This window comes from Thioclava sp. ES.031 (genome assembly GCF_002563775.1).
In the GTDB taxonomy this organism is placed as follows: Bacteria; Pseudomonadota; Alphaproteobacteria; order Rhodobacterales; family Rhodobacteraceae; genus Thioclava.
In genome coordinates this window covers 2,048,273-2,066,882 of the sequence record NZ_PDJO01000001.1, presented here as the reverse complement: position 1 = coordinate 2,066,882, position 18,610 = coordinate 2,048,273, and the positions used below count along the sequence as shown (strand labels likewise).

Genomic DNA, 18,610 nt, shown 5'->3' with positions numbered 1-18,610 from the left:
GTCTGAGTGATCCGAGGGATGGATAGGCGCGGCAAGCCTGAGGGGCTCGCCGCGCGCAGTGCTGTCTGTAGGGCCGTTTGCGGGCGTTACTTCTTGTAGATCCAGCCGCCGCCGAAGATGCGGCTGTCTTCGGGTGCGTAGAACACGCAGGCCTGACCCGGGCTGACGCCTTCCTCCGGCACGACCAGTTCGACCTCGGCCTCGGTCTCCGAGATCGGTCGGATGATCGCTTCGCGCGGCGGGCGGGTCGAGCGGACCTTGACCTTCAGATGCCATTCCTTGCGCGAGGTGAAGGGCTCGTCGCCCAGCCAGTTGATCTCGCGCACCGGGATGGTGCGGGTGGAGAGCGCCTCTTTCGGGCCGACGACGACGTGGCGGGTGTCCGGATCGAGCTTCACGACATAGAGCGGATCTTCGAGCCCGCCGATGCCAAGCCCGCGCCGCTGGCCGATCGTGTAATGGATCACGCCGCGATGCTGGCCGAGCACATTGCCCTCCATATCCACGATATCGCCGGGATCGGCTGCGCCGGGGCGCAGCTTCTCGATGACGCTCGCGTAATTCCCGTTCGGCACGAAGCAGATATCCTGACTGTCGGGCTTGTCGGCCACCGCCAGCCCGTATTTCGCCGCCAGCTCCCGCGTCGCATCCTTCGAGGGCAGGTGGCCCAGCGGGAAACGCAGGTAATCGAGCTGCTCTGGCGTGGTCGAGAACAGGAAATAGCTCTGGTCGCGGTTCGCATCGGCTGCGCAATGCAGCTCGGGTCCGGCCGCACCGTCCTTGCGCTGGATGTAATGGCCCGTCGCCATGCAATCGGCATCGAGATCCTTCGCCGTCTCCAGCAGGTCCTTGAACTTCACACGCTCGTTGCAGCGGATGCAGGGCACCGGCGTCGCGCCGCCAAGATAGGCGTCCGCGAATTCGTCGATCACCGCCTCGCGGAAGGTGTTCTCGTAATCGAGCACGTAATGCGGAAAGCCCATCTCCTCGGCCACGCGGCGCGCGTCGTGGATGTCCTGCCCGGCGCAGCATGCGCCTTTCTTGGCCAGCGCCGCGCCATGGTCGTAAAGCTGCAGCGTCACGCCCACCACGTCATAGCCTTCCTCGGCCAGTTTGGCGGCCACGACCGAGCTATCGACGCCGCCCGACATGGCGACGACGACGCGGGTGTCCGCGGGCGGTTTGGCGAAACCGAGCGAATTGAGCGGCAGATCCTTGGGCATGATGAAGCGTCCTTTAACGAGACGTGCAGCAATATAGGAAAATGCGACCCACTCTCAACCCCGCGTTTCACGCAGTGTTAAGGGCCCGCGCGCCAGTGTGGCCGGCGTGAAGAGCTTGAAGGGGTGAGCCCATGTATCTCAAGAAAGTCGATGGTCCGCGCGCGGTGACCCTCGCCGACGGCACGATCCTGACGCGCGCGGATCTGCCCTCTCCGAAAACGCGACGATGGGTGGCGAGCCGGAAAGCGGTGATCGTGCAGGCGGTCGCGCATGGGTTGATCGCCCGTGACGAGGTTCTGGAGCGTTACGCGCTCTCTGACGAAGAATTGGATCTTTGGATCGAGGGCGTCGAAAGGCACGGGATTCAAGGCCTTAAAGTCACCGCGATCCAAAAGTTGAAACAACTTTAGATTGCAACGTAACGGAAACGTGACAAGGCAACCCGGTGTTAACCATTTGGTGTAAGTCTCGACCCCGATCGAGGGATTAATGCGGAGAACCCAGGATGCGGATTTTATTGGTGGAAGACGACCCGACGACGTCGCGCAGCATCGAATTGATGCTGACGCACGCGAATCTCAACGTCTACTGCACCGATCTGGGGGAGGAGGGAATCGATCTCGCGAAGCTCTACGATTACGATCTGATCCTTCTTGACCTCAATCTTCCCGATATGAACGGGCACGAGGTGCTGCGGCAATTGCGTCTGGCCAAGATCGACACGCCGATCCTGATTCTCACCGGCGCGGACGACACCGAGAACAAGATCAAGGGATTCGGCTTCGGCGCCGATGACTACATGACCAAACCGTTTCATCGCGAGGAGCTGGTGGCGCGCATTCACGCGATCATCCGCCGCTCCAAAGGCCATGCCCAGTCGATCATCCGCACCGGCAAGATCTCGGTCAATCTCGATGCGAAGACGGTCGAGGTCGATGGCAAGCCGGTGCATCTGACCGGCAAGGAATATCAGATGCTCGAACTGCTCAGCCTCCGGAAGGGCACGACCCTGACGAAGGAGATGTTCCTCAACCACCTCTATGGCGGCATGGATGAGCCCGAATTGAAGATCATCGACGTCTTCATCTGCAAACTACGCAAGAAGCTCGCCGATGCCACCGAGGGTGAGAATTACATCGAAACCGTCTGGGGCCGCGGCTATGTGCTGCGCGATCCCGACCCGTCCGAGTTGGAGCGGCGTATCGCGATGGGTGCCTGACGTCCCGAAAGCCGATGATCTCCGTCGTCACGGCTCTTTACGCCCCCTCGGTGCTTGCCTAAACCAAGGTCAGCACGAGGGGGTCTTTTTATGTCCGAGCCAAGCCGCACCGAGATCGACGCGCTGAGCGAGGCCGAAGCCCGCGCCGAGCTGCCCGAGCTGATCGCGAAGATCGCGGCGGCCAATACTGCCTATCACACTCATGATGCGCCCGAGATTTCGGATGCGGACTATGACGCGCTCAAGCAGCGGCTCGCGGCGATCGAGGCGAAATTTCCTACGCTGAAATCGGACCAATCGCCCAGCGAACAGGTGGGCGGGCAGCTGGCCGAAGGCTTCGGCAAGATCACCCATGCCATCCGCATGATGAGCCTCGCCAACGCGTTCTCCGACGAGGACGTGACCGAATTCGACGAGAGCATCCGCAGCTTCCTCGGTCTGAAATCCGACGCACCGCTCAACTATACGGCCGAGCCGAAGATCGACGGTCTCTCGCTGTCGATCCGCTACGAACACGGCAAGCTGATCCATGCCGCCACGCGCGGCGACGGCGCGGTCGGCGAAAACGTCACCGAAAATGCCCGCACCATCGACGACATTCCGACGTCGATCACGGATGCGCCCGACGTGCTGGAAGTCCGCGGCGAGGTCTATATGAGCCATGCCGATTTCGAGGCGCTCAACACCCGCAACGAGGCCGCGGGCGAGAAACGTTTCGCCAATCCGCGCAACGCCGCTGCCGGATCGTTGCGCCAGCTCGACCCGAAAGTCACCGCCGCGCGCCCGCTGAAATTCTTCGCCTATGCCTGGGGGGAGTTGTCCGCGCCGCTGGCCGAGACCCAGATCGACGCCATCGCGCGGCTGCACGCCCTCGGCTTCCAGACCAACCCGCTGACCGAGCTGTGCGACGGCCCCGCCGACATGCTTGCCCATTACCGCGAGATCGAGGCGAAGCGGGCCGCGCTCGGCTACGATATCGACGGCGTCGTCTACAAGGTGAACGATCTCGCGCTGCAGCGGCGTCTGGGCTTCCGCTCGACCACGCCGCGTTGGGCGATCGCGCATAAATTCCCCGCCGAGCTTGCCTGGACGCAGCTCGAAGGGATCGACATTCAGGTCGGTCGCACCGGGGCGCTCTCGCCGGTCGCGCGGCTGACCCCGGTGACCGTGGGCGGCGTCGTCGTCTCGAACGCGACGCTGCATAACGAGGATTACATCGCCGGGCGCGACTCCAAGGGGGCCGAGATCCGCGGCGGCAAGGATATCCGCATCGGCGATTGGGTGCAGGTCTATCGCGCGGGCGACGTGATCCCGAAGATCGCCGATGTGGACCTCGCGCGCCGTCCCGACGATGCGGTGCCCTACGACTTCCCGACCCATTGCCCCCGCTGCGGCTCCGAGGCGATCCGCGAAGAGGGCGACGCGGTGCGCCGCTGCACGGGCGGTCTGATCTGCCCCGCGCAAGCCGTGGAAAAGCTGAAGCATTTCGTCTCCCGCGCGGCTTTCGACATCGAAGGTCTCGGCGCGAAACAGGTCGAGCAATTCTACGAGGACGGCTGGATCAAGGAGCCCGCCGACATCTTCACGCTCGAAGAGCGCTACGGTCAGGGCCTCCAGCAGCTCAAGAACCGTGAGGGCTGGGGCGAAAAATCGGCGCGCAATCTCTTTGCCGCCATCGCCGAGAAGCGCAGGATTCCGCTGCAACGCCTGATCTTCGCGCTCGGCATCCGCCACGTCGGCGAGACCAGCGCGGGGATGCTCGCCACGCATTACGGCACCTGGGAGGCGTTTGAGGCCGCGATGACGCAGGCAGACTGCGGGCAGGGGCCGGAATGGGACGATCTGATCTCGATCGACGGGGTGGGAGAGACGCTCGCGACCTCGGTCGTGACGACCTTCCAGCAAGAGGCCGAGCGCGCTTCGATCGACCGCCTCACCGCGCATCTGAGTGTCGAGGAAGCCGAGAAGCCGAAATCCGACAGCCCCGTGTCTGGCCTCACGGTCGTCTTCACCGGCACGCTGGAGAAGATGACGCGGGCCGAGGCGAAGGCGCGCGCCGAGGCGCTTGGCGCCAAGGTCTCGGGCTCGGTCAGCGCGAAGACCGACCTGCTCGTCGCAGGCCCCGGCGCGGGCTCGAAAGCCAAGAAAGCGGCCGAATTGGACATCCGCGTCATCGACGAGGATGAATGGATCGCGCTCGCGGGGGGCGCATGAGCACGCGGCCCGCAGAGCTTTTCGAGCTCTTCGCCGAGCTCGACAGCCTCGCGGGCGTCGGCCCGAAAACGGCCAAGCATTTCGAAGGGTTGGGGATCACCCGCCCGCGCGATGTGCTGTTCACCTTGCCCTATTCGGTGATCGACCGCCGCCCCGTCGCGACCGTGCAAGGCGTGCCCGCGGGTACCACCGTCACCGTCGAGGTGACCATCGGCGCCCATAGCCCCGCGCGCAAACAAGGCGCGCCGGATCGGGTTCTGTGCCATGACGCGCAGGGCGATATCACGCTGGTGTTCTTCCGCGCGCGCGGCGACTGGCTCGCGAAACAGATGCCCAACGGGGCGCGGCGGATCATTTCGGGCAAGCTCGAGATTTATGACGGGCAGGCGCAGATCGTGCATCCCGATTACATCCTGCCGCTCGAAAATGCGGGTGAGATGCCCCGGTTCGAGCCGGTCTATCCGCTCACCGCGGGCGTCACGCAAAAGCTGATGGCGAAGGCGGCGGAAGGGGCCTTGGCACGTGCGCCCGACCTGCCGGAATGGATCGACGATGCGCTCAAGCGCCGCGAGGGTTGGCCGGATTGGCAGGATGCGGTGCGAGCGGCGCATCATCCTGAAAAGATTGACGATCTTTCGTCCACCTCGCCGGCGCGCGCGCGGCTCGCTTATGACGAGCTTTTCGCCCACCAGATGACGCTCGCGCTCGCGCGGCGCCAGTCGCGGCGCAAGAAGGGCCGGGTGACGCGTGGCACGGGCAAGCTCTCGGCGCAGGTGCTGGCGAGCCTGCCGTACAAGCCGACCGGGGCGCAGACCCGCGCGATCGCCGAGATCGCGGGCGATCTTGGCTCCGAGCGGCGGATGAACCGGCTGCTGCAGGGCGATGTCGGCGCGGGCAAGACGCTGGTTGCCTTCATGGCGCTGCTGACGGCGGTCGAGGCTGGCGGGCAGGGCGTGATGATGGCGCCCACGGAAATCCTCGCGCGCCAGCATCTCGAAGGTCTGGCGCCGCTGGCCGAGGCGGCGGGCGTCCGGCTGGAGATCCTGACCGGGCGCGACAAGGGAGCGGAGCGGGCGCGCAAGCTCGCCGATCTGGCCTCGGGCGCGATCGGCATCCTCGTCGGCACCCATGCGGTTTTTCAGAAAGACGTGGAATTTCAGGATTTGCGGCTTTCCGTGATCGACGAACAGCATCGCTTCGGCGTCGCGCAGCGGATGGAGCTGGGCGCCAAGGGCCAGGCGGTCGACGTGCTGGTGATGACCGCGACGCCGATCCCGCGCTCGCTCGCGCTGGCGCAATATGGCGACATGGATGTTAGCCTTCTCGACGAGAAGCCGCCGGGCCGGACGCCGGTGAAGACCGCGTTCGTCGCGATGGAGCGGATGGGCGAGGTGGTCGAGCATCTGCGCAAGGCGGTGGCCGAGGGGCGGCAGGCCTATTGGGTCTGCCCGCTGGTCGAAGAGAGCGAGCGCGTCGATCTGAGCTCTGCGACCGACCGTTTTCTGGCGCTGCGCGCGGCGCTTGGCGACGATGTCGTGGGGCTGGTTCATGGCCAGATGCCGTCGGCCGAGAAAGACGCCGCGATGGCGGCCTTCGTGAAGGGGCAGACCCGGGTGCTGGTCGCGACGACGGTGATCGAGGTGGGCGTGAACGTGCCCAACGCCTCGATCATGGTGATCGAGCGGGCCGAGAGCTTCGGTCTCGCGCAGCTCCATCAGCTGCGCGGGCGGGTCGGGCGCGGGGCCGCGGCCTCGACCTGCCTGATGATCTACCAGACCCCGCTGAGCGAGACGGCGGAACGACGCCTGTCGATCCTGCGCGAAAGCGAGGACGGGTTCCGCATCGCCGAGGAAGACCTCGCCATGCGCGGGGCGGGCGATGTGATCGGCACGGCGCAGTCGGGCCTGCCGCGCTTCCGCGTGGCTGACCTCGAACGCCAGGCCGGGCTGATGGCGGTGGCGCAGTCGGATGCGCGCAAGCTCCTGTCCGACGATCCCGAGTTGAGCGGCCCGCGCGGACAGGCGGCGCGGGTGCTGCTGTGGCTGATGGAACAGGACCGTGCGATCCGTCTGATCGGCATCGGCTGAGCCCCGTTCGACTCACGTTCTCCCCAGTGTTCTCAAATGTTCCTAAAAAGTTCTTTACACGCGGCGTCAGTTGTGAGAACAAAGTAGCAACATAGGGAATGGAGGTGCCAGATGGCCAAGGAAATCAAGGAACTTCTCGACCGCAATCACAGCACGTTGCTGGCCGACGCCGTGGGGGGCATCGCGCTTTGCGCAAGCTTCATCATGGCGCTTTGGCTGCCGGGGCTCCTCTAAGCCCGACCTGTCTCATCGTTACTGCCTCGCGCTTTTTGGCTGCCGCACCTGTCCCAAACCTGCGGCTTCGCCTGTCCCCCAGGCCCGCCTGTCCGTAAAGCGCAACTTCAGCCGCCGCTCTTTCGAGTGGCGGCTTTTTTTATTTTGAGAGTGAGAGGGGTTAGCGGCTCAGCACTGCTCGAGCGCTTCGAGCGTCGCCTCGGGAGCGAGCAGGATCGAGCCATGCCGGTTGGGGTAGTCGCGCGCGGCTTGCAGCACCTCATATTCGCCGAAAGGCGCATCGGGGACGGGGCCGCCCTTGAGCATCTCGGCGAGCTGATCGCGCAGCTTTGCGACTTCGTCACGCGTGCGGCCCACGGCCTGCGCCCCGAAGATCGCAGCCGAGGCCTGACCCAGCGCGCAGGCATGCACGTTCTGGCTATAGCCGGTCACGCGGCCGTCCGTGCAGGTCAGCGAAACCTCGACCGTGGAGCCGCACAGCGGCGCGCGCTTGCGCACGGTCACATCGGGCTCGGGCAGCGGATCGGTGCCCGGCATATCGGCGGCAAGCGCCAGAATACGCTGCGAATAGAGCTTGATCAGATCGGTGTCGCTCATCTCTTTCCCCTTCGGCCCGTCCGGCGTAGATAGGACCTGAGCCACAGGAAGGAAAGAGCCGATGCCATTCGATCCCGCCAGCTTGACCTATGACGCCAACGGTTTGATCCCCGCGATCGCGCAGGATGCGCTCTCGGGCGATATCCTGATGATGGCATGGATGAACGCGGAAAGCGTCGCAAAGACACTTGAAACAGGGCGCGTAACCTATTGGTCGCGCTCGCGGAAATCGTTCTGGGTGAAGGGCGAGACCTCGGGCCATGTGCAGCGCCTGCGCGAGATGCGGGTCGATTGCGACCGCGATGCGCTTCTCGTGCTGGTCGAGCAGGAAGGCCCGGCTTGCCACACCAATCGCCGGTCGTGCTTCTACACCGCGATCCGCGATGGCGAAGAGGTCGAAATTCTCAAACCGATGGAAGACTGAGACCGGCCCTTCGGGGAGGATACTTTCGTCAAGAAGAAGCGGGCAGCCCGACCATGCGACGAATGTCGTCGGGGCTTGCCCCGTCCTCGCGGTATTTCGCGATGGCGCGGGCGTCGTCGCGCTTGGCGAGGCGCTTGCCATTCTCGTCACGGATTAGGTCGTGATGACAATAGGTTGGCGTGGGAAGTTCAAGTAGAGATTGAAGCAGCACATGGATCTGCGTGGCGTCGAACAGGTCGGCGCCGCGGGTGACATGGGTGATGCCCTGCGCGGCATCGTCGAGCACCACGGCGAGGTGATAGGACGTGCCCATATCGCGCCGCGCCAGCACGACATCGCCCACCTTGTCGATCAGATCGGCGCGGGAGACGTTATGCGTGCCTTTGTGCAGCTCGCAGATTTCCTCGAAACGGATATCGCGGGCGGCGCGCGTCATGTTCAGGCGCAGCGCGCTGTCCGGCAGCGGGGCACCGGGGCGGCGCGCGCCGCGCGCGCGGCAGGTGCCGGGATAGATCAGACCGTCGGGCCCATATTGCACGCCTTCCTGCGGTGCGGAGGCTGCCGCCTCGATGTCGCGCCGCGTGCAGGTGCAGGCAAAGAGAAGGTCTATTTCCCAAAGTCTTTCAAGGGTTTCGCGATAGATGTTCAAGCGGTCGGACTGGCGCAGAACCGGCCCGTCCCAAGTCAGTCCAAGCCAGCGCAGATCGTCGTAGATCTGCTCTTCCCAGTGCGGCCGCGCGCGGCTTTGGTCGATATCTTCGATCCGCAGCAGGAACTGGCCGCCCGCCTTGCGCGCCATGTCATGCGCGAAGATCGCGCTATAGGCATGGCCCAGATGCAGCGGGCCCGTTGGCGAGGGGGCGAAGCGTGTGATCATTGACGCGCGCACCCCGCCAAATCAGCTGCCCGCGCGGCGATCCGCATGCGCCTGATAGATCAGGATCCAGGCGAGCAGGATGAACATCGGATGCGTCAGCCCGCCCGAGAAGATTATCGCCGGAATCCAAATCACGAAGACGAGGATCGCAAGGAAGATGCGCCCGATCAGCAGGATCGAGAGCGGCGGCAGGAACAGGGCCAGAACGTAGTTCAAACAGTCTCTCCTTGCTGCGCCAGCCAGTCGCCGAAGACCGTCTTGGCGCGATCGGTATAGGCCTTGTAGCGGTCTTTGCGGCCACGCCGCCCGCCCTTGGCTTCGATCGGCGGAAAGAGCCCGAAATTGACGTTCATCGGTTGGAAAGTCTTGGCCTCGGCCCCGCCGGTGATGTGGGTGATCAACGCCCCCATCGCGGTTTCGGGTCCCGGCGGCGGCAGTTCGCGGCCTTGAAGTTCGGCAGCAGCCATACGACCGGCCAGCAGCCCCATCGCGGCGCTCTCGACATAGCCTTCCACGCCGGTTATCTGGCCGGCGAAGCGCAGGTTCGGGTGCGATTTCAGTCGCATCTGCGCATCGAGCAGCGTCGGCGAGTTGATGAACGTGTTCCGGTGAATGCCGCCGAGACGCGCGAACTTCGCGTCCTGCAGCCCCGGAATCATTCGGAAAACAGCGGCTTGCGCGCCATACTTCATCTTCGTTTGGAAGCCCACGATATTGTAGAGCGTGCCGAGCGCGTTGTCGCGGCGCAGCTGCACCACGGCCCAGGCCTTGGTTTGCGGGTCGTGCTCGTTGGTCAGACCGACCGGCTTCATCGGCCCGTGGCGCAGGGTTTCGCGACCGCGTTCGGCCATCACCTCGATCGGCAGGCAGCCGTCGAAATAGCCCGCGGTTTCGCCCTCGTGGAACTCGGTCTTGTCGGCCTCGAGCAGCGCGTCGATGAAGGCCTCATATTCGTCCTTCGTCATCGGGCAGTTGATATAGGCCGTGCGCTCTTCCTCGGTCTCGCCCTTGTCATAGCGCGACTGTCGCCACGCGACGGACATGTCGATCGTGTCGGCATAGACGATGGGCGCGATGGCGTCGAAGAAGGCCAGACGCTCTTCGCCGGTGGCTTGCAGGATCGCTTTGCCAAGGTTTTCCGAGGTCAGCGGGCCGGTCGCGAAGACCCACTTTCCACTTGAAGGAAGCTCCGTAACTTCTTCCTCGGTAAAGGAAATATTTTCATGGGCGCGCAGCGCCTCGGTCACGGATTGCGAAAACGCCTCGCGGTCAACGGCCAGCGCACCGCCTGCGGGCAGACGATGCTGCCGCGCCGTATCCATGATCAGCCCGTTCGCAGCGCCCATCTCCCAATGGAGCTGGCCCACGGCATTGCGCTCGTGATCGTCCGAGCGGAACGAGTTCGAGCAGACCATCTCGGCATAGTTGCCGGTCTGGTGCGCAAAGGTTTCGACCTTGGGCCGCATTTCGTGCAGCACCACGCGGATGCCGGCATTCGCCGCCTGCCAGGCTGCTTCCGAGCCCGCCATGCCACCGCCGACGATATGGAGTTCTTCTGTCATGGCCGCTCATGTAGTGGTCAAAGCGGCAAAAGGGAAGGCCGATCGCAGATGCTCAGTCCAGCGCGAAGGTGCCGCGCGCAAACAGTCCGTCGAGCGGGCGGATCGGCGCGAAGCTCTGGTTGCGCACGCCGTGGCCGCGCGGGCCGAAGCGCAGCGTGAGGCCGAGGGCGAGACGGGTCTCGTCGCGGCTGTCAGGGCGGCCGGTGAAATGGGCGCGCTCGATGCGGGTGAAGAGCGTCGTGGGGCCGTCGCCCAGCCGGTGGCGCATGCCGAGCGCGGCGGTGGTCTCGCGGGCGCTGAAGGCGAGTTCGGAGATATCTACGACGGAAAGGTCTGCGGTCAGCGTCGTGCGCGGGCTGACGTCCCACCGTCCGGCGAGGCCCGCGAAGACGTAATCATTGCTGCCGGGTTTGACGGTGCCGAGGCCGCCGCGTGCCGAGACGCTGCCGCGCGCGCCCACGGCCCAGATCGCTTCGGCGCCCGCCGCATAAGCCGTCTGGCTTGCGTGGCTGGTGTCGGAGACGGCGGCGAAGAGACCGTATTTTGCCCGCTCTGTGGGTGCCATATAGAGATGCGCTGCCAGATCGCCGCGCCAGCGCGGACCGGCATCATTTGTGCCGAGGTCGAGTTGCAGCCCATGCGCCGGGGTCAGGGCGAAATCGGCGCTCAGATAGGCGCGGGCGGCTCCGAAGTCGCCGGTGCTGTTCTCGATCGTCAGTTCGGCTCCGGTGAAGCCGAGCGCGCTTTGGGCGAGCGCGGGGCCAGCGCTGGCGGCTGCGGCGAGACAGAAAACGGCGCCCCGCAGGGCAGAGACAGGAGCGTGGCGCATGATCGGACCTCGTGACGCGGTAACTGAACAAGGCCGATCTTCGCCGGCTGCGCCTCGGGCTCATGCTCCGCTGCGGCTTTGACCTCTTGTGGCAGGCGGACGGGTCTTAAGGAAGGGTTAAACTTTCTAATGGGTTAACGGCCCGGAGCGTTTCCACTCCGGGCCGTTCGATTGGGTCTGACCTCGGAATCGCGCGATCAGAAATCGTCCAGCTTGGGCCGCTTCCCGATCGAGACGTGGTCGATATCTTCCAGCGCGAAGCCCTTTATGATCGAGGGGATCATCATCGACACGAGGATGAAAATTGGCAGGCCCACGACCGTAATGACCTGCTGCAGCGCGGTCAGGCCTGCATCGCCCGCCAGCATGATCAGCATCGCCGCGACGAGACCCTCTGCCGCGCCCCAGAAGACGCGCTGATGGACCGGGCCGGGGGTCGAGGAGCCGGTGCAGAGCATATCGACCACCAGGGACGCCGAGTCCGACGAGGTTGCGAAGAAGATCGCGACCACGATCACCGCGATGCCTTGGACGATATGGACGAAGGGGAAATGCTCGAAGAAGGCGAACATCGCGAGCGGCACGCTATCCGAGACGGCCTGCGACAATTGCCCCGCCTGATCGCCCATCGCATCGCGTGCGGCTTGGCCGATGCCGTCGAACTCCATCGCCTGCCAGCCGAAGATCGCGAACCAGATCAGAGTGAAGAGCGAGGGCGCCAGCAGCACGCCGAAGACGAATTCGCGCACCGTGCGCCCGCGCGAGATGCGCGCCACAAACAGCCCGATGAAGGGCGACCAGGTCACGGTCCAGGCCCAGTAGAACACCGTCCACGAGCCCTGCCAGCCCCAGCCGGGCGTGTCGGGGTTCTCGTTGGCCAGCATGTCGTTCCAGAAGGCCAGATGCGGCAGGTTGGTGAGATAGAGGCCGACGGTCTGCACGATCCCGCGCAGCAGGAACAGCGTCGAGCCGAAGATCAGCACGAAGACCATCAGCCCCACGGCCATGCCGATATTGATGTTCGACAGCAGCTTCACGCCCTTGTCGAGCCCTGCCACGATCGAAGTGATCGCAACGGCGGTCAGCGCGGTCAGGATCGCGATCTTGACGAAGGTCCCGTCGCCCGTGCCCAGAAGCGCGTCGAGACCGGCAGCGATCTGGCTGGAGCCGAGGCCGAGCGAGACGGCCACGCCGAACAGCGTGCCGAGGATCGAGGCGATGTCGATCGCCTTGCCGATCGGCCCGTTGATGCCTTCCTTCAGCAGCGGATAGAACACCGACGACACCCGCACCGGCAGGTCGTAACGGTGGATGAAATAAGCAAATCCCAGACCGGGCAGCGTGAAGATCGTCCAGGTATGCAGGCCGAGGTGATAGACCGCGATGGAGATCGCATCTTTCGCCGCCTCGTCGGAATAGGGCGCGACGCCCGGCAGCGGCGGCTTCGAGAAATGGCTGATCGGCTCGGCCACGCCCCAGAACATCAGCACCGTACCGATGCCGCCCGCGAACAGCATCGTGAACCATGACAGGTTGCCGTATTCCGGGCGGCTGTCCTTGGGCCCGAGCCGGATATGGCCGTGGCGCGAGATCGCGGCCCAGATCAGGAAGCCCAGCCAGACATTGACGCCGAGAATGAAGAACCAGCCGAGCTTGGCGACGATCCAAGAACGGCCCGTGGCGAACGCATCGCCAATCGGGCCGGGGAAGATGACAAGCGCGAGCACGAAGAGGATCGTGAAGCCTGCCGATACGAAGAAAATGGTCGGGTCGGTTCTCAGACCGAGCCTGTCTGCAAAGGCTTTCATGAAACTCTCCCTGTTTCCAATAGTGCAACCGCAACGGGTGGCTTCAGGGGTGGTTCCGGGAAGGCGGGGCGTTGACGGAAAGAAAATATGCAAACGGCCCGGCGCGTGGCCGGGCCGCAACATCGGATCGCGTCTGCAATCAGGAGGTGGGTCGGGAACGGAACAGCTTCGTGTTCGCGCCTTTGTCGAGCGCCATGCGCAGGCCGAAGTTCCAGACGTCAAAGCCGTTCTGTAACAAGAAAAAGCCCCCGTCCTTGCGGAGCGGGGGCTTGATTTCATTGCTTTTTGCGAAGCCGTTCGGAATTGAAAACAGCCCTCGCGGTATCAGCTTTCGCTATCCGGCGTGCCGCCGTCCTCGGACGTGTCGGGCGCATCGGTCGGCCCTTCGGCGTCGGCGTCCAGATCGTCGTCCTCGCCCTGATCGGCGATCCGCGCGACCGAGACCACGACCTCGCCCTTGGCGGTGTTGAACACACGCACGCCACCGGCAGAGCGCGAGCGGAAGGAGATGTCTTCCACCGGGCAACGGATCGACTGACCCGTCGAGGTGGCGAGCATGATCTGATCGCTCATCTCGACCGGGAAGGAGGCCACAAGCGGGCCGCCCCGCATCGCCTTGTCGATCGCCGTCACGCCCTGACCGCCGCGACCGCGGGTCGGGTAGTCATGGCTCGACGAGATCTTGCCCGAGCCTTTCGAGGTGATCGTCAGGATCAGATCCTCGGCTGCGGACATCTCGGCATAGCGTTCCATCGACAGCGGCCCCTCGGCCACGGCTTCCTCGTCCTCGTCGGGCTCGACCTCGTCCTCGGTCACGCCCGCCATCAGGCGACGTTGCTTGAGATAGGCTGCGCGCTCTTCCGAAGTGGCCTCGAAGTGGCGGATGACCGACATCGAGACGACCTCGTCATCGCCCTTCAGCTTGATGCCGCGCACGCCGACCGAGTTGCGCGAGTTGAACACGCGCACTTCCGGCACGGGGAAGCGGATCGCGCGGCCGCTGGCGGTGACCAGCATCACGTCATCGTCCTCGGAGCAGATGCGCGCGTTGATCAGGCGCATGCCTTCGTTCTCGTCCTCGAATTTCATCGCGATCTTGCCGTTGCGCATGACGTTGGTGAAATCCGACAGGCGGTTGCGGCGCACGGTGCCCTTGGAGGTCGCGAAGACCATCTGCAGGTCGTCCCATTCCGCCTCGTCGCGATCGACCGGCGTGATCGCCGCGATCGAGACGCCGGTGGGGATCGGCAGGATGTTGACGATCGCCTTGCCCTTGGACTGGCGCGAGCCGAGCGGCAGCTGCCAGCACTTCATCTTGTAGACCATGCCGCCGGTCGTGAAGAACAGAAGCTGCGTATGGGTGTTGGCGACGAACAGGGTGGTGACCGTGTCGTCATCCTTCAGCGCGCCACCCGACAGCCCCTTGCCGCCGCGCTTCTGCGAGCGGAAATCGGCGAGCGGGGTGCGCTTGATGTAGCCGCCCTGGGTGACCGTCACGACCATGTCTTCGCGCTCGATCAGGTCTTCGTCGGCCATGTCGCCGGCCCAGTCGATGATCTCGGTGCGGCGCGGCACGGCAAACAGCTCGCGCACTTCGCGCAGCTCGTCGGCGATGATCGCCATGATCCGCTCGCGCGAGGCGAGGATGGCGAGGTATTCTCGGATCTTCTCGGCCAGTTGGGCGAGTTCGTCCGTGACTTCCTTCACCCCGATCTGGGTCAGACGCTGCAGGCGCAGATCGAGGATCGCGCGGGCCTGCGTCTCGGACAGGTTATAGGTGCCGTCATCGTTGACCGGATGCAGCGGATCGTCGATCAGCTTGAGATATTCGACGATGTCATGCGCGGGCCAGCGGCGCTCCATCAGGCGGGCGCGGGCCTCTGCCGCATCGGCCGAGGAGCGGATGGTGGCGACGACCTCGTCCACGTTCGACACCGCCACGGCCAGACCGCACAAGACATGGCTGCGCTCGCGCGCCTTGCGCAGTTCGAACGCGGTGCGGCGTGCCACAACTTCTTCGCGGAAGCTGATGAAATAGCTGAGGAACTGGCGAAGCGTCAGCTGCTCGGGGCGGCCGCCGTTCAGCGCCAGCATGTTGCAGCCGAAGGAGGTCTGCATCTGCGTGAAGCGGAAAAGCTGGTTGAGCACCACATCCGGGGTCGCGTCACGCTTCAGCTCGATCACGACGCGCACACCGACGCGGTCGGATTCGTCGGCGATGTTCGAGATGCCTTCGAGCTTCTTCTCGCGCACCAGATCGGCGATCTTTTCGATCATCGCCGCCTTGTTCACCTGATAGGGAATCTCGTCCAGCACGATCGCGAAGCGGTCCTTGCGGACTTCTTCCACGCGGGTCTTCGCCCGGATGATGACCGAGCCGCGCCCTTCGAGGTAGGCCTTGCGCGCGCCGCCACGGCCCATGATCTGGCCCCCGGTGGGGAAGTCGGGGGCGGGGACGATTTCCATGATCGCCTCGTCCGACATGTCCGGGTTCTCGATCAACGCCAGCGTCGCGTCGCAGACCTCGCCGAGGTTATGCGGCGGGATATTGGTCGCCATGCCGACCGCGATACCGCCCGCGCCGTTGACCAGCATGTTCGGGAAGCGCGCCGGAAGCACCGTCGGTTCTTGTTGCTTGCCGTCGTAGTTGTCCTGGAAATCGACCGTGTCTTTCTCGATATCGGCGAGAATGTAATTGGCCGGTTTCGCCATGCGCACTTCGGTGTAGCGCATGGCAGCCGCGTTATCGCCATCCATCGAGCCGAAGTTGCCCTGACCGTCGAGCAGCGGCAGCGACATCGAGAAGGGTTGCGCCATGCGCACCAACGCGTCGTAGATCGCGGCGTCGCCATGCGGGTGATACTGACCCATCACGTCGCCGACCGGACGTGCCGATTTGCGATAGGGCTTGTCGAAGGTGTTCCCGGTCTCGTGCATCGCAAACAGGATGCGCCGGTGAACGGGCTTCAGACCATCGCGCAGATCGGGGATCGCGCGGCTCACGATCACGCTCATCGCGTAATCGAGATAGGCGGTTTTCATCTCGTCCGCGATGGACACAGTGGGGCCGAGATAAGCGGGCCGCCCGGGGCCTTCTTCTTCGGTTTCCGGCGGTTCAGGAGTGTCGGTCACGCGCGCCTCGATATTCTAGATATTGTTGTGGAACCTTATAAAGGCCGCAAGCGGCGGGTGCAATCATGGAGAAGGCCCCGGCGGGTGCGCGGGGCCTTCTTCGTGACGTCAGCTAGCGGTGATCCGGCGCGGCGCGGGCCGCAACCGATCACGCTTCGCGCGCGGCGCGCTTACGCTCGTGCGGATCGAGGTGCAGCTTGCGCAGGCGGATCGATTTCGGCGTGACCTCGACGAGTTCGTCATCGTTGATATAGGCGATGGCTTCCTCGAGCGACATCCGCGTCGGCGGGGCCAGGCGAACCGCTTCATCCGTGCCCGAGGCGCGGACGTTGGTCAGCTTCTTGCCCTTGAGCGGGTTCACTTCGAGATCGTTTTCGCGCGAATGCTCGCCGATGATCATTCCGGTATAGACCTGCTCCTGCGCGCCGATGAACAGCTTGCCGCGCTCTTCGAGGTTCCACAGCGCGTAGGCGACCGAGGTGCCGTTCTCCATCGAGATCAGCACGCCCTGACGGCGGCCGTCGATCGGGCCCTTGTAAGGGGTCCAGCCGTGGAACAGTCGGTTGAGCACGCCCGAGCCGCGCGTGTCGGTCAGGAACTCGCCCTGATAGCCGATCATGCCGCGCGAGGGGACATGGGCCACGATGCGGGTCTTTCCACCCTCGGCGGGGCGCATCTCGGCCAGCTCGCCCTTGCGGTAGCCGGTCAGCTTTTCGATCACGACGCCGGAATATTCCTCATCCACGTCGATGATGACTTCCTCGATCGGCTCCATGCGCTGGCCGTCTTCCTCGCGGAAGATCACCTTCGGACGCGAGATCGACAGTTCGAACCCTTCGCGGCGCATGTTCTCGATCAGAACGCCCATCTGGAGTTCGCCACGGCCCGAGACAACGAAAGCCTCGCCGCCGGGGGTGTCCTCGACGCGGATCGCGACGTTGGTTTCGGCTTCTTTCATCAGGCGGTCGCGAATGATGCGCGACTGCACCTTCGAGCCGTCCTTGCCGGCGAGCGGCGAGTCGTTGATGCCGAAGGTCACCGAGATCGTCGGCGGATCGATCGGCTGCGCGTCGATCGGGGTGTCGACTTCGGGCGCGCAGAGTGTGTCGGCCACGGTCGCCTTGGTCATGCCCGCGACGGTGACGATGTCGCCTGCGACGGCTTCGTCGATCGGCTGCTGCGACAGGCCACGGAAAGCGAGGATCTTGGTGCAGCGGAAGGCCTCGATGCGGTCGCCCTTGCGCGAGAGCGCCTTGAGCTGATCGCCGACTTTCAGCGTGCCCGCCTCGATGCGGCCCGTGAGGATGCGCCCGATGAACGGGTCGGCCGAGAGCGTGGTGGCCAGCATCTGGAAGGGCTCGTCGGCGCGGAATTCCTGCTTCGGCGGCTCGACATGCTTAAGGATCAGATCGAACAGCGCGTCGAGGTTCTCGCGCGGGCCGTCCAGCTCTTCGTCGCACCAGCCGCCGATGCCGGAAGCGTAGAGATGCGGGAAGTCGAGCTGCTCTTCATCGGCGTCGAGGTTCGCGAAGAGGTCGAACACCTCGTCGAGCGCGCGATCGGGCTCGGCTGCGGGCTTGTCGACCTTGTTGAGCACCACGATCGGCTTCAGGCCGAGCGCGAGCGCCTTCGAGGTCACGAATTTGGTCTGCGGCATCGGGCCTTCGGCCGCGTCCACCAGCAGCACAACACCATCCACCATCGACAGGATACGCTCCACCTCGCCGCCGAAATCGGCGTGGCCGGGGGTGTCGACGATGTTGATGCGGGTGCCTTTCCACTCGACCGAAGTGGCCTTGGCGAGAATGGTGATGCCGCGTTCGCGTTCGATGTCGTTGCTGTCCATCGCGCGTTCGGCGACGGCTTGGTTTTCACGGAAAGCGCCCGATTGGCGCAGAAGCTGGTCCACGAGCGTCGTCTTGCCGTGGTCCACGTGAGCGATGATCGCAATGTTGCGAAGGTCCATGGGAGGTCGTCCTGTTCTTGAGTTGCCCCGCCCATAAAGGAAAGATTGCCTCTCGGCTAGCCCCCAGCGCGGCAATCGCGCCGCGATGCGGCATCACGTCAGTGGAAATGCGATTTCGAGAACAGGTTGATCACGATGATCCCGATCAGAATCAGCGCGATCCCGATCAGGGCGGGCAAATCCAGCCGCTGATTGAACATCAGCCAGCCCACGCCCGCGATCAGAACCATGCCGATCCCGGACCACAGCGCATAGGTGATCCCGAGCGGCAGCACCTTCAGCACCAGCGTGAAGAAATAGAGCCCGCCGATGAAGCCCACCGCCACGCCCACCGTCGGCCAGAAACGCGTGAATTGCTGGCTCGCCTGCAGACAGGCCGAGCCGAAGGTCTCGAAGGCGACCGCGATGAGCAGGAAGAGGTAGGTGTTGAACATGCCC

At 64.4% G+C, this 18,610-nt stretch carries 16 protein-coding genes; 6 read left to right on the top strand and 10 right to left on the bottom strand.

Features of this window, described 5'->3' with window-relative positions:
* Window positions 1-86 precede the first annotated feature (86 nt).
* Window positions 87-1,223, bottom strand: a complete 1,137-nt coding sequence (gene mnmA / locus AXZ77_RS09920; RefSeq protein ID WP_078550271.1) for a tRNA 2-thiouridine(34) synthase MnmA — start codon at window positions 1,221-1,223, stop codon at window positions 87-89.
* 131 nt (window positions 1,224-1,354) lie between these two features.
* On the opposite strand from mnmA, the gene AXZ77_RS09915 reads away from it, so the two are divergent.
* The 5 genes from AXZ77_RS09915 to AXZ77_RS19740 all read left to right on the top strand — a co-directional run bounded on the left by AXZ77_RS09915 (window position 1,355) and on the right by AXZ77_RS19740 (window position 6,977).
* Window positions 1,355-1,633 carry a DUF1153 domain-containing protein gene (locus tag AXZ77_RS09915; protein WP_078520740.1) on the top strand — a complete coding sequence of 93 codons (279 nt, stop codon included), beginning with the start codon at window positions 1,355-1,357 and terminating at the stop codon, window positions 1,631-1,633.
* Window positions 1,634-1,728: 95 nt separating this feature from the next.
* Entirely contained in the window at window positions 1,729-2,442 is a 714-nt protein-coding gene (gene ctrA, locus AXZ77_RS09910) for a response regulator transcription factor CtrA (RefSeq protein WP_083076965.1), read from the top strand.
* Window positions 2,443-2,532: 90 nt separating this feature from the next.
* Window positions 2,533-4,656 (top strand): NAD-dependent DNA ligase LigA, encoded by a 2,124-nt coding sequence (ligA, locus tag AXZ77_RS09905; RefSeq protein ID WP_098411021.1) that lies wholly within the window; start codon window positions 2,533-2,535, stop codon window positions 4,654-4,656.
* Window positions 4,653-6,743: an ATP-dependent DNA helicase RecG gene (gene recG / locus AXZ77_RS09900; protein WP_098412507.1), complete on the top strand. Its 2,091-nt coding sequence runs from the start codon at window positions 4,653-4,655 to the stop codon at window positions 6,741-6,743. Before ligA ends, recG begins: the two co-directional genes overlap by 4 nt.
* A gap of 111 nt (window positions 6,744-6,854) precedes the next feature.
* Window positions 6,855-6,977, top strand: a complete 123-nt coding sequence (locus AXZ77_RS19740) for a hypothetical protein (RefSeq protein ID WP_255266459.1) — start codon at window positions 6,855-6,857, stop codon at window positions 6,975-6,977.
* Window positions 6,978-7,145: 168 nt separating this feature from the next.
* Here the strand turns inward: AXZ77_RS19740 and AXZ77_RS09895 are convergent, their stop codons facing one another.
* Window positions 7,146-7,574 carry an iron-sulfur cluster assembly scaffold protein gene (locus tag AXZ77_RS09895; protein ID WP_098411020.1) on the bottom strand — a complete coding sequence of 143 codons (429 nt, stop codon included), beginning with the start codon at window positions 7,572-7,574 and terminating at the stop codon, window positions 7,146-7,148.
* A 61-nt stretch (window positions 7,575-7,635) separates the two neighbouring features.
* On the opposite strand from AXZ77_RS09895, the gene hisI reads away from it, so the two are divergent.
* On the top strand, window positions 7,636-7,998 hold the full coding sequence (gene hisI / locus AXZ77_RS09890; RefSeq protein ID WP_098411019.1) for a phosphoribosyl-AMP cyclohydrolase: 363 nt from the start codon (window positions 7,636-7,638) through the stop codon (window positions 7,996-7,998).
* 28 nt (window positions 7,999-8,026) lie between these two features.
* On the opposite strand, the gene gluQRS is transcribed toward hisI, so the two are convergent.
* The 8 genes from gluQRS to AXZ77_RS09850 all read right to left on the bottom strand — a co-directional run bounded on the left by gluQRS (window position 8,027) and on the right by AXZ77_RS09850 (window position 18,606).
* Window positions 8,027-8,875: a tRNA glutamyl-Q(34) synthetase GluQRS gene (gene gluQRS, locus AXZ77_RS09885; RefSeq protein WP_098411018.1), complete on the bottom strand. Its 849-nt coding sequence runs from the start codon at window positions 8,873-8,875 to the stop codon at window positions 8,027-8,029.
* A gap of 21 nt (window positions 8,876-8,896) precedes the next feature.
* Window positions 8,897-9,091, bottom strand: coding sequence for a hypothetical protein (locus AXZ77_RS09880; protein ID WP_098411017.1), 195 nt, complete (start codon window positions 9,089-9,091; stop codon window positions 8,897-8,899).
* A complete protein-coding gene (trmFO, locus tag AXZ77_RS09875; protein WP_098411016.1) occupies window positions 9,088-10,437 on the bottom strand; it encodes a methylenetetrahydrofolate--tRNA-(uracil(54)-C(5))-methyltransferase (FADH(2)-oxidizing) TrmFO in 1,350 nt (449 codons plus the stop codon). The genes AXZ77_RS09880 and trmFO overlap by 4 nt, the downstream gene beginning before the upstream one ends.
* A 52-nt stretch (window positions 10,438-10,489) precedes the next feature.
* Window positions 10,490-11,266: a hypothetical protein gene (locus tag AXZ77_RS09870; protein ID WP_098411015.1), complete on the bottom strand. Its 777-nt coding sequence runs from the start codon at window positions 11,264-11,266 to the stop codon at window positions 10,490-10,492.
* A 197-nt stretch (window positions 11,267-11,463) separates the two neighbouring features.
* Window positions 11,464-13,074 carry a BCCT family transporter gene (locus AXZ77_RS09865; protein ID WP_098411014.1) on the bottom strand — a complete coding sequence of 537 codons (1,611 nt, stop codon included), beginning with the start codon at window positions 13,072-13,074 and terminating at the stop codon, window positions 11,464-11,466.
* Window positions 13,075-13,398: 324 nt separating this feature from the next.
* Window positions 13,399-16,206: a DNA gyrase subunit A gene (gene gyrA / locus AXZ77_RS09860; RefSeq protein ID WP_098411013.1), complete on the bottom strand. Its 2,808-nt coding sequence runs from the start codon at window positions 16,204-16,206 to the stop codon at window positions 13,399-13,401.
* A 148-nt stretch (window positions 16,207-16,354) separates the two neighbouring features.
* Complete coding sequence (gene typA, locus AXZ77_RS09855; RefSeq protein WP_098411012.1) at window positions 16,355-18,172, bottom strand: translational GTPase TypA; 1,818 nt, start codon at window positions 18,170-18,172, stop codon at window positions 16,355-16,357.
* Between the two features lie 98 nt (window positions 18,173-18,270).
* A complete protein-coding gene (locus AXZ77_RS09850; protein WP_098411011.1) occupies window positions 18,271-18,606 on the bottom strand; it encodes a multidrug efflux SMR transporter in 336 nt (111 codons plus the stop codon).
* Window positions 18,607-18,610: the final 4 nt, after the last annotated feature.